The sequence below is a fragment of the Vibrio sp. 2033 genome (assembly GCF_033339735.1).
Genome location: NZ_JAWOVC010000004.1, coordinates 108,400 through 120,643 on the forward strand (window position 1 = coordinate 108,400; position 12,244 = coordinate 120,643).

A 12,244-nucleotide genomic window follows, 5' to 3' on the forward strand; every position below is an offset into this window, starting at 1 on the left:
TGTTGCTTTGTTTTAGCACCAATGACTTAGAGGTAAGTCATTGGTGGATAGAGGATTTAGTATTTATTATGAATCTGTTTTGTATTAAGAGTTTAAGATGTACTCAGCGATCTTATCGCCCATCTCAGGCGTCGAAAGTGCAGGGTTGTCACCAGCAAGGTCACCCGTTAGCTCACCCGCTGATAGTGCTTTTGAAACTGCCGTTTCGATGTCTTGTGCCGCTGTTTCCTCACCTAGGCTATAACGCAGCATCAGTGCAGCAGATAGGATTTGTGCCACAGGGTTAGCGATGTTCTTACCTGCGATATCTGGTGCACTGCCGCCTGCTGGCTCGTACAGACCGAATTTGCTTTCGTTTAGACTTGCTGATGGCAACATACCCATAGAGCCTGTGATCATCGCGCATTCATCAGAAATGATGTCGCCGAAGATGTTTGAACACAGCATTACGTCGAACTGAGCAGGGTCTTTGATAAGCTGCATAGTCGCGTTATCAATGTACATGTGTGACAACTCGACATCTGGGTAGTCTTTTGCGATTTCTTCGACTACTTCACGCCATAAAATAGAGCTTTGTAGAACGTTCGCTTTGTCGATAGAGCACACTTTCTTGCGACGTAGACGAGCAGACTCAAAAGCGATTTTTGCAATACGTTCGATCTCAAAGCGGTGGTACACCTCAGTATCAAATGCTTTTTCTGTTGCGCCTTCACCTTCACGACCTTTCGGTTGGCCGAAGTAGATACCACCCGTCAGTTCACGGACTACCACGATGTCAAAGCCGCGACCCGAGATGTCTGCACGTAGCGGTGAGAAAGCTTCAAGACCTGAGTGAATTTGCGCTGGACGTAAGTTACAGAACAGTTGGAAGTGTTTGCGTAGTGGAAGTAGGGCACCGCGTTCAGGTTGGTCGTTTGGTGGTAAGTGCTCCCACTTAGGGCCGCCAACCGAGCCGAATAGGACTGCATCAGACTCTTCACATGCTTTTATTGTGCTCTCTGGAAGTGGACAACCGTGATTGTCGATCGCGATACCACCTACATCATGCTCGTCACGCTCAAACGCAATACCATGTTTCTTTTCGATTGCATCCAATACTTTATGTGCCTGCGCCATTACTTCCGGGCCAATGCCGTCACCGGGTAGGACGGCAATTTTGTACGATTTGTCTGTCATGTTAATCCTTTAAGTTTTCTAATTTTGAGCTTAATTATTTCAACGAGCGTGTTCTTTCCTGAGCCGTGTAGCCCGGTTGTTATTACACAGTCGCAATCTTTTTCTGCTTCATTTCTTCGATTTTATCTGCACGATGAATGCTGTTAATAACGTGCAATAATGCTTGGCCGGAAGCCTCAACGATGTCGGTGGAAACACCCGTACCGTGGTATTTGCGACCTTTGTAGTTGGCAATGATGTCTGCTTGACCCAAACCATCTTCACCTTCACCTTTCGCGGTTAGGTCGAATTTATCCAGAACGATGTCGTAGCCTGTCACGCGGTAGATACATTGGTATAGCGCATCAACTGGGCCATTACCGACCGCTGCTTCACACATTTCTTCATCACCGCATTGCATTTTGATGCTGGTGGTAGCCATTACGCTGCCAGACTGCACGCTTAGGTAGCTCAATTTGTAGAAGTCATCTTCTTCACGCAAGTTCGAGAAGTGCATTAGGGCTTCTAGGTCGTAATCGAACACTTGGCCTTTGCGGTCAGCAAGTTTCAAGAAATCCGCATACAGTGCGTCTAGGTTGTACTCGTCTTCGTTGTAACCCATGGTGTCCATATGGCTCTTCACGGCAGCGCGACCGCTGCGGCTGGTTAGGTTCAGAGCTTGGTTTTTTAGGCCAATAGACTCAGGGGTCATGATTTCGTAGGTATTCTTATTCTTCAACATGCCATCTTGGTGGATGCCTGAAGAGTGGCTAAACGCATTTGCACCCACAATTGCTTTGTTGCTTTGAATAGGCATATTGCATAGCTGGCTAACCAACTTACTGGTGCGGTGAATTTCATCATGCTTAATGCCAGTGTGAACGCCCAAAAACTCTTGACGAGTCTTGATGATCATTGCGATCTCTTCAAGTGAACAGTTACCCGCTCGCTCTCCAATGCCATTGATCGTGCCTTCTATCTGACGTGCGCCAGCTTGAACGGCGGCAATAGAGTTGGCAACTGACATCCCCAAATCGTCGTGACAGTGAACGGAGATGATCGCTTTATCAATGTTCGGAACGCGGTTAAATAGAGTTTCAATAATCCCACCAAACTCACTTGGTACGGTGTAGCCAACGGTATCTGGAATGTTGATTGTACTCGCACCTGCATTGATGGCGGCTTCTACCATGCGACATAGGTTGTCGATTGGAGTACGACCAGCATCTTCACAAGAAAACTCGACATCATCAGTGTAGTTACGTGCATGTTTAACGGCGTTGACTGCCATTTCTAGTACATCGTCGTAGCTGCGGCGTAGTTTGTCTTCTACGTGAATGGTGGAAGTGGCTAAAAACGTGTGGATACGGAATTGGTCAGCCACTTTTAATGCTTCAGCGGCAGCATCAATGTCTTTCGCAACGGCACGCGAAAGGGCACAAACTCGACTGTTTTTTATGTTTTTTGCGATGGTTTGTACAGACTCGAAATCACCTGGTGAAGAGATTGGGAAGCCAGCTTCGATAACATCAACGCCGAGTCTTTCCAGCGCATAGGCAATCTGCAGTTTTTCTTTAACCGTCAAGCTTGCTGACAACGCTTGCTCGCCATCACGCAATGTGGTGTCGAATATAATGACCTGATCGTTCATGTTTGCTTCCTTCCTGATTTCTGCACTTTCGCGCAAGTGAATCGTTTACTTCCAGTATTTAGATATAAAAAAACCCGCATTCTCATGCGGGTTCTTAGAAATTGGTGTGGTTATTTTTCTTCCACAGCCTACCCGCGCGAACTGGTCACGATCAGGAGGAGGCTAAGCAGGATAGAAAAATGAGCTGACATAGTTGTTAAGCTTTCCACATAATTAAGTTAACAAATTAGTACCGCACTCCATGAAGCGCGTCAACCCTAAAGTCGATTTTTTATTCATATCGGATGAGTCTTTTCGTTTGCTTGAAAAAAATGATGCACTAAGTGAAACAACATGATGCGATAGAAACGTGCTAGAAGAAGTAAGTTCTCATCAAGTTTGCGACGTTTCATTACCGAAACAAGCATCGGGATTGCGACTTGTCACACAAAGGTCCGAATTGTTTGGCAAAAGTTTTGAATGACCATTTATAGTAGTGCAGTTGCACTAGGTAAAAGAAATATAAGGGTTAGGGAAAGAATGAGGTTAACAAAACAATTTGGACGTTCAGCCATAGTACTTACTCTGGTCAGCTTGTCGGGTTGTCAGCTGTTTCAATCGCAGACCTATGTGGAAGTGGCTTCCCCCGTTGTTATGAATGATCACTCACAGAGCGTCATGGTCATCAATGATCAAATGGATCGATTTTTGAGTTATGAAGGACGCGAATCGTTCTTGAATCAGATGCTTGTTGCCCTTGAGTCTGACAGCCGAAATAAGTTTAAAGGTAAAGATCCGGAAACGTATTCTTGGTGGAAGATCCGTGTCCAGCCTAGTGAGAAACAGCAAGCGGAAGTTTTCCGACCAACCACTGAAGGTGTCGATACCTCAAACCCAGTAGAGTTTATGGATGTCTCTTACCGCTCTAAGACCACATTAAACCTACGCTCCAAACCGAGTCTTGAAGGGGCAAAGCTTGGCGTATTATCGAAAGGGGAAGTCTTTAATGTGCTAGCAAAAGTGGTTGATCAACCTTGGTTTCTCGTTGAACAGAAAGGAGTGATAAAAGGTTATGTCCATAAGGATTATGCGCGCAGCAATGTGATAAATCGTGACATTTTATCTACTCAGCCTAACCCTCTACTAGAGCCTAACTCGAGTAAAACGGAGAAAACGAGTATAGAGCATGAACTGTCGGGAAACTATACTTGCCGCTCACTGAGCTATGAGCTTACAAAAGATGGCGACATTACGACAGGCTCTTTGCGCGCCTGCCGCAAGAAGAGAAAAGTCTGGTATATAGACACCCCTCAACCGCAACCATCAAACCGTTCTTAATGTTCTATTTTTATGGTTATGCCCAATAGATAAATTGTTGGGCACACCTTAATTTGGCCTTTGTCATTAATTGTCCAAACTCCCGTCATGCTGTTGTCACCTAAACCTCCTACTTTTCACACAAAGGCGTTGTCAAAGTAAGGAAAGGTCACATGCGAACCATAGAGACAATTACACAGCCAATTGCAACCATTGCTAAGTTTGATTTAGCGCTCTCTAGTGTTTGTCTTAAGCACCGTTTTAATCAACAAGTCGCCAATATCAGTAAAGGAGTTTCCCACAGTGGTGACGGGCATCTTTACTTGGTGTTGGGGTTATTAGCTGGGTATTTAGATAAGGAGCAAGGAGTCTGGTTTTTACTGGCGGGTTTACTTGCTTTTGCTATCGAGCTACCAATTTATTGGACGCTGAAAAATAGTTTTAAGCGTCGTCGCCCTGAAGAGCTTAGTGCACTCCTTCCTGCTTTTATTACCCCCTCTGATCGCTATAGTCTTCCTTCAGGACACACTGCCGCTGCGTTTGTCATGGCGACGCTGATTGACCATTTCTATCCGAGCCTAGGCGTTGCTGCATTCTTTTGGGCAAGTTTAATCGGAACCGCGCGAATCTTATTGGGTGTGCACTTTTTTACCGATGTCATCATTGGTGCACTGCTTGGCAGTCTCTGTGGTGGATTAGCGATTGCGATGTTAGGAGGCTAATTGATGAAAATCTTGTACGGTGTTCAAGGGACAGGAAACGGACATATTGCACGCGCAAGGGCGATGAGTCATGCGTTTAAAGAGCACGATGTTGAGGTCGACTTTTTGTTTTCTGGGCGAGCGCCGGAAAAATACTTTTCAATGGAAGCATTTGGCGATTACCAGACTCGCCGAGGCTTCACCTTTATTACCGAAAAAGGCTCTGTAAACTACGCGAAAACAGCATTGAATAACAATTTGGTGCAGTTTTTCAAAGAAGTTAAGCAACTCGATCTGTCGTCCTACGATCTTATCATTAATGACTTCGAACCTGTGACTGCGTGGGCAGCGAGACAGCAAAATAAGCCTTCTATTGGTATCAGCCACCAAAATGCTTTCCGTTATCCGGTGCCACTAAAGGGAGCAAGTTGGTTAGATAAATCCGTCATTGAATACTTTGCGCCTTCTCAACACCACCTTGGTTTGCATTGGCATCATTTTGATCAACCTTTGTTACCACCGATAGTGCATACCGTCGATAGCCAAGCAGAAAACGACGACTTCGTGTTGGTGTATCTACCGTTCGAATCGATTGAAGATATCTCAGACTTATTGTTCCACTTTAATCAACAAGCGTTTATCTGTTATCACCCGGATGTGATCGAATGTGAGCAGGTAGAAAACATAGAACTGCGCCCTTTATGCCACAGCAACTTCCAGCATCATTTGCATCGCTGTAGTGGTGTCATTGCTAATGGTGGGTTTGAGCTTCCTTCAGAAGCCTTGTCTTTGGGGAAAAAATTGTTACTAAAGCCACTCGCGGGTCAATTCGAGCAGCAGAGCAATGTTGCGACCTTAGAAGATTTAGGGCTTGCGATGTCGATGGAGAGCTTAGACATTTCCGCAGTACGCCAGTGGCTAAAGGAGCAACAAGCCGAAAGTGTGAAATACCCAGATGTTGCTCAGGCTATTGTTCATTGGGTACTGCAAGGTGCATGGGATTCAAAAGCAGAGTTATCCAGACAGCTGTGGGAGCAGGTTGATTTTCCAAGTTACGTGTCGAACATTTAAGTACGTTGTTCTAAGTACATTGTTCCTTCCATTTTTGACACGATTTTGTTGCAGCCTTTCTGTTTGGAAGGCTGCATTTTTATTCTTCCTCTCTCATTTCTATTCAGTGTGTATTTGCTGATAATTTGACTGATAAGTGCAAAATTCAATCAGAGATATAGCTGCTATATGTTGTTCCTATCCCAACCAATAACCGAGCTAAATGCATGCTTGTGTTAACCACCTGTCCTATCAATTTGCTAAATACGTCCTCAAAGAATGCATTTTTACGTGTTTTATAGTTTTTTATGTTTTTATCAAGCTTTTGTTATTTAACGAATAAATACCTAATTGGCTAAAATTTACTGATTAAATATCAATCTAGTTGCGAAACCGCAATCGATTAGTTGATAGTACAGTTCGAGCCGGAAGTATCCGGACGATAAATATAATAAAAAGTTAGGTTATCTATTCGTAAAATGATTCGAATCCAGCCGCCGTCTTTTGTGCGAGATGGGATTCTATTCGTTATGAATTTAATGAACAAAGTTGACGATTACAAAAGAGGCGCACTCAATGTTAGAGAAGAAAGACGCGATGAGCGCAATTGCTAGCTACCGTATGGAAAGCACTTTGCGTGGTGTAGATTTAAACCTACTGACTGTATTTGATGCTGTAATGCAAGAGCAAAATATTACTCGTGCAGCACATAACCTAGGCATGTCTCAGCCGGCGGTAAGTAACGCCGTGGCACGCTTAAAAGTGATGTTTAACGACGAGCTATTCATGCGCCAAGGCCGTGGTATTCAGCCTACGCAACGAGCACGTCAACTGTTTGGCCCTATTCGCCAAGCACTACAGCTGATTCGCAATGAACTTCCTAGCTCTGTATTCCAACCAGAATCTTCGACTCGCTTATTCAAGCTTGCGATTTGCAGCCCTTGTGACATGCGTTTTGCTCCGAAGATCATGGCAAAAGTGAATCAACAAGCACCAAACGTTCAGCTTCACCTAGATGCAGAATTTGACCGTTTGTTGTCTGAGCGTATGCGCTACCAAGAAATTGATTTCGTGATCGACTACGCTCGTTTTGATGAGCAAGGTTTCTCAAGCACTGAAATCTTCAAAGATGAATTAGTGGTTATCGCATCAAAAACACACCCACGCATTCAAGGTGGTGTGACGGCTGAGCAACTGCTTAACGAAAAGCATGCGAAGTTATCGAAAGTGCATGGCCAACGTAGTTTCTCAGAGCAAGCGTACCGTGAACTGGATTGCCAAGCGGCGTATGAAGGTTCTAGTTTAAGCAACCTACTATACGTGGTGGGTCAATCTGAGCTTGTGACTATTGCACCACGTTGGATGGCGGAAAATGCGGTAAACAGCGATCAACTGCAAATTCTTGATTTTCCATTTGCGAACAAAGAAATCAGCGGTTTCTTAAGCTGGCATGAATCAAGTGAAAAAGATAAAGGCCACATTTGGCTACGCGATCAACTGATGATCACTTGTGGTGAAGTCGTTGCCGCAAAATAAGATGACGTTTGGTCTTCTCGATTAGACCATATTGGTAATCATCAATTTTTACAATTCATTGGTCCCCGAGCGATTTTTGTCTCTCGGGGCTTTTTGTTTTCGTAATCAACAATCGAAACAGTAAGTTAAATGGAGTAATCATTCAGCAATTTGAGGTACGTTCGCGACGTATAAGTGATAGTTGTCTCTTATTAGTGATAAGTTTGATACTGGTCAGTTGCGTTTTAGCAAGCCGTGAGTACACTTGTTCGCTCAATTAGCTTACGCCTGTAAGCCAAAAGGTAAGTAAAAGAATGGCCAAGTTAGATTTTCATATCGTTAAACGTATTCGTGAACAAATTGCGAACGGTGGTACACGCGTTGCACTCAAGCATAAAGTGGGTGAGGAGTGGCAAGGTATTACGTGGACGCAATTTGGTCAGCAAGTTGATGCTTTATCACTTGCACTTTTGGCTCAGGGATTAGGAGTCCAAGATAAGATCGGCATTTTCTCGAACAACATGCCGCAATGGACGATCGCTGATATCGCAGCACTGCAATTACGCAGCGTGACAGTACCTATTTACCCAACCAATACTGCCGCCCAGTCGGCGTACATCATTAACAATGCAGACGTCAAAGTTCTGTTTGTTGGTGAACAGCCTCAATTTGATGCAGCAGTGAGCATTTTCGACCAGTGCGAACAGTTAGAGCTCATTGTTGCGATGTCTGATGATATAGAACTTGGCGATCATGATTTCGTTATCTCTTGGCAAGCATTTGTTGCCAAAGGCGACACTACATATCAAGTTGAATTGGACGTGCGTTTAGATCAGGCAAAAGAAGATGATCTACTCACGCTGATCTACACCTCGGGTACAACAGGCCAGCCAAAAGGCGTTATGTTGGACTACGCAAACATTGCGGCGCAATTGGAAGGGCACGATCAGCGCTTGAGCCTTTCTCAAAGTGACGTGTCATTATGTTTCCTTCCGTTGTCACACGTATTTGAGCGCGCTTGGACTTTTTATGTATTGTACAAAGGGGCGACCAACTGCTATTTGCAAGACACCATGCAAGTACGTGATGCACTGAGCCAGGTGCGACCTACCGTGATGTGTGCCGTACCGCGTTTCTATGAGAAGATCTTCTCTGCGATTCACGAGAAAGTGTCTCGCGCGCCGATTCATCGTAAGATCATGTTTACTTGGGCAGTCAACATGGGCGCAAAAATGGCCGCTTGTCATCAAGAAAAACGTCAGCCATCGCTCTTGCTGCGTAAGTCATACGCTTTGGCGGATAAGTTGGTTCTGAGCAAACTGCGTGCGCTACTTGGCGGGCAAATCAACTTTATGCCTTGTGGCGGTGCAAAGTTGGATGAAACCATCGGTCGATTCTTCCATGCGATTGGTATCAACGTTAAGTTGGGCTACGGCATGACTGAAACCACGGCGACAGTATCGTGTTGGGATGATAAATGTTTTAACCCCGACTCTATTGGTATGTCGATGCCTGGCGCACAGGTTAAGATTGGCGAAAACAACGAGATTCTGGTTCGTGCTCCAATGGTGATGCGTGGCTATTACAAAATGCCAGAAGAGACGGAAAAGACCTTTGATGAGCACGGTTTCCTAAAAACGGGCGACGCTGGTTACATTGATGAAAATGGCAACTTGTTCATCACCGATCGTATCAAAGAGTTGATGAAAACTTCAGGTGGTAAATACATCGCTCCACAAATGATTGAAGGTGCGATTGGTAAAGACCACTTCATCGAGCAAATCGCAGTCATTGCGGATACTCGTAAGTTTGTTTCTGCGCTTATCGTGCCTTGTTATGACTCGCTAGAAGAGTACGCGAAAGAGCTGAATATCAAATATCACGATCGCGTTGAGTTGATTAAGCACCACCAGGTGGTCGAAATGCTTGAGAAGCGTGTGAACGATCTTCAAAAAGAGTTGGCAAAGTTTGAACAAGTGAAGAAGTTTAAACTGTTACCAAGAGCTTTCTCTATGGATGATGGTGAGTTAACGCCAACTCAAAAACTTCGTCGTAAAGTCATCAATGACAAATACCAAGATGAAATTGAAGAAATGTATAAGGAAAAGTCGGATAAAAAGTAACTTAAGCTGACTTAGATTTTATATTGATGAAAAAATCCCCAGTGATGTGATCGCGCATTGCTGGGGATTTTTGTTTGTATTGATTTTTTCTGTTTTTCTCGTCAAATAACGCTATTTCGCACCCTATAGCTAAAAGCTTATGAAATAATGTTCTTTTTTTGAGCGTTAACTTTTTAGGTTGTACTGTGAAATAGGAGATGTGTGGCTGCTATTCCTACTAACATTCTAATTACTAGTATCTTGTTTAAAAAGTAGATCAATCTCTCATTAGACCCTTTGATAATAAAACGTTACATTTGTTGGGTAACCTTGCGGGATGTTATGACGAACGCAAGACATAGCCGAAAACGTGGAAGTATTTCGATTAGGCTACGAATAAGACCTAGACTATGTAAAACCAGACCAATCCGTTGACCTTACGGTGAGGAAACTGGCTAAGGAGAGCAATTATGACAGCAATGTTGTCAGGCGCAGAGATGGTGGTTCAATCTCTGATAGAAGAGCACGTAGAGCAGATCTTTGGCTACCCAGGTGGCTCTGTTTTGGATATCTACGATGCACTGCATGCCAAAACCGATCAAATCAAACACGTACTTGTAAGGCATGAGCAAGCCGCCACTCATATGGCAGATGGTTACGCTCGAGCTACCGGTAAACCGGGTGTCGTACTTGTGTGCTCGGGGCCGGGCGCGACCAATACCATTACTGGTATTGCCACGGCTTATATGGACTCTATCCCAATGATCGTTATCTCGGGTAACGTACCGAATAGCCTAATTGGTAATGATGCTTTCCAAGAGTGTGACATCGTCGGTGTCTCCCGCCCAGTGGTCAAACACAGCTTTTTAGTAAAAAAAGCGGAAGATATTCCTGAAACAATCAAAAAAGCGTTTTATATCGCGACTACAGGTCGACCTGGTCCAGTTGTGATTGATTTGCCAAAAGATGTAATGAACCCGCAAATCAAACTGCCTTATCAATATCCAGAAACGCTTTCAATGCGCTCTTACAAGCCGACAACTTCGGGCCATAAAGGCCAGATTAAAAAAGCGCTTAAATCGCTATTAGAAGCGAAAAAACCAGTGCTTTATATCGGTGGTGGTGCGGTGATTTCTGGCGCCCATGAACATATTTTAGAGCTTTCCGACAAACTGAACCTACCCGTTGTGAGTACTTTGATGGGCTTGGGGGCATTCCCGGGTACACATAAAAACTCACTGGGCATGTTGGGTATGCACGGCACTTACGAAGCTAATATGGCAATGCATGAAGCGGATCTTATTTTTGGTATCGGTGTGCGTTTTGATGACCGTACAACCAACAACCTTGAAAAGTACTGCCCAAACGCAAAAGTGATGCATATTGATATCGATCCGTCATCGATCTCGAAAAACGTGAAAGTGGATTTGCCGATCGTAGGTTCTGCGGAAAAAGTGCTGACAACCATGCTCGGGCTGCTTGCAGAGCAAGGTAGTGGAAATGATCAAGATGCTATCACCGCATGGTGGGACGACATTCAAGTATGGCGTGACCGCAACTGCTTGTCTTATGAAACGTCTCCAGAACGAATCAAGCCACAGCAAGTAATTGAAACGCTGCACAAGCTAACTAATGGTGACGCATATGTGGCGTCTGATGTGGGCCAGCATCAGATGTTTGCGGCGCTGTACTACCCATTCAATAAGCCGCGCCGTTGGATAAACTCTGGTGGTCTTGGCACCATGGGATTTGGTCTTCCGGCTGGCATGGGCGTGAAGTTTGCCATGCCACAAGAAGAGGTCGTGGTTGTGACTGGTGACGGCAGTATTCAGATGAATATTCAAGAATTGTCGACAGCCATGCAATACGACATTCCGGTGAAGATCATCAACCTGAACAACCGATTCTTAGGCATGGTAAAACAGTGGCAAGACATTATTTATCAAGGTCGTCACTCTAATTCTTACATGAGTTCTGTTCCTGACTTTGCAGCGATTGCAGAAGCTTATGGTCACGTCGGTATTCGTATCGAAACGCCTGATCAGCTCGAAGAAGGGCTACAAAAAGCGTTGGATATGAAAGATCGTCTGGTGTTTGTGGACATCAACGTAGACGAAACCGAACACGTATACCCGATGCAAATCAAAGGTGAGGGTATGGATAAAATGTGGCTAAGCAAAACGGAGAGAACTTAATATGAGACACATTATTTCATTGCTATTGGAAAACCAACCGGGTGCGTTGTCTCGTGTTGTTGGTTTGTTCTCTCAACGTGGTTACAACATTGAATCTTTGACGGTATCACCGACTGATGATGAAACCCTGTCGCGAATGAACATTACCACGACATCTGATGAGATGCAGTTGGAACAAATTCAGAAGCAGTTACACAAACTGATCGATGTGCTGAAAGTACAAGAAGTCACCGAGTATGAGCACATTGAGCGTGAACTGATGATGGTGAAAGTGAAAGCCAGTGGTTTTGCGCGAGCAGAAGTGAAGCGGACGGCAGACATCTTCCGTGGCCAGATCGTGGATGTCACGGCTTCCCAATACACCGTACAACTTGCGGGTACGAGTGAAAAGCTAGATGCCTTCATTCAAGCGATATCCGAAGTGACCGAAGTTGTCGAAGTTGCTCGCAGTGGTGTCGTTGGCATTGCGCGAGGAGAGCGAGCCCTCAAACCTTAACTCTCTGATTGCATATAGAAAAGCCACTTAATCTAAGTGGCTTTTTTGTTTAGAAAATAACAATTAATGATATAATTGTCGTT

At 44.6% G+C, this 12,244-nt stretch carries 9 protein-coding genes; 7 read left to right on the plus strand and 2 right to left on the minus strand.

Features of this window, described 5'->3' with window-relative positions; genetic code table 11:
- Positions 1 to 84 precede the first annotated feature (84 nt).
- Both leuB and leuA read right to left on the minus strand, forming a co-directional pair.
- A complete protein-coding gene (gene leuB, locus R7P74_RS08090; RefSeq protein ID WP_225473408.1) occupies positions 85 to 1,176 on the minus strand; it encodes a 3-isopropylmalate dehydrogenase in 1,092 nt (363 codons plus the stop codon).
- 82 nt (positions 1,177 to 1,258) lie between these two features.
- Positions 1,259 to 2,806, minus strand: a complete 1,548-nt coding sequence (gene leuA / locus R7P74_RS08095; RefSeq protein ID WP_005379685.1) for a 2-isopropylmalate synthase — start codon at positions 2,804 to 2,806, stop codon at positions 1,259 to 1,261.
- A 519-nt stretch (positions 2,807 to 3,325) separates the two neighbouring features.
- Here leuA and R7P74_RS08100 point away from each other — a divergent pair.
- From R7P74_RS08100 to ilvN, 7 genes are all read left to right on the plus strand, one after another.
- Complete coding sequence (locus R7P74_RS08100) at positions 3,326 to 4,123, plus strand: SH3 domain-containing protein (RefSeq protein ID WP_225473410.1); 798 nt, start codon at positions 3,326 to 3,328, stop codon at positions 4,121 to 4,123.
- 152 nt (positions 4,124 to 4,275) lie between these two features.
- On the plus strand, positions 4,276 to 4,824 hold the full coding sequence (locus R7P74_RS08105) for a phosphatase PAP2 family protein (RefSeq protein WP_318122794.1): 549 nt from the start codon (positions 4,276 to 4,278) through the stop codon (positions 4,822 to 4,824).
- 3 nt (positions 4,825 to 4,827) lie between these two features.
- Positions 4,828 to 5,874, plus strand: a complete 1,047-nt coding sequence (locus R7P74_RS08110) for an MJ1255/VC2487 family glycosyltransferase (RefSeq protein ID WP_005379691.1) — start codon at positions 4,828 to 4,830, stop codon at positions 5,872 to 5,874.
- 555 nt (positions 5,875 to 6,429) lie between these two features.
- The gene (gene calR, locus R7P74_RS08115; protein WP_005379693.1) at positions 6,430 to 7,389 is read left to right on the plus strand and encodes a LysR family transcriptional regulator CalR; all 960 of its coding nucleotides are present in this window, start codon (positions 6,430 to 6,432) and stop codon (positions 7,387 to 7,389) included.
- 293 nt (positions 7,390 to 7,682) lie between these two features.
- The gene (locus R7P74_RS08120; RefSeq protein WP_318122795.1) at positions 7,683 to 9,491 is read left to right on the plus strand and encodes an AMP-dependent synthetase/ligase; all 1,809 of its coding nucleotides are present in this window, start codon (positions 7,683 to 7,685) and stop codon (positions 9,489 to 9,491) included.
- Positions 9,492 to 9,940: 449 nt separating this feature from the next.
- On the plus strand, positions 9,941 to 11,665 hold the full coding sequence (locus R7P74_RS08125) for an acetolactate synthase 3 large subunit (RefSeq protein ID WP_005379695.1): 1,725 nt from the start codon (positions 9,941 to 9,943) through the stop codon (positions 11,663 to 11,665).
- A gap of 1 nt (position 11,666) precedes the next feature.
- Entirely contained in the window at positions 11,667 to 12,161 is a 495-nt protein-coding gene (ilvN, locus tag R7P74_RS08130) for an acetolactate synthase small subunit (RefSeq protein ID WP_005379697.1), read from the plus strand.
- Positions 12,162 to 12,244: the final 83 nt, after the last annotated feature.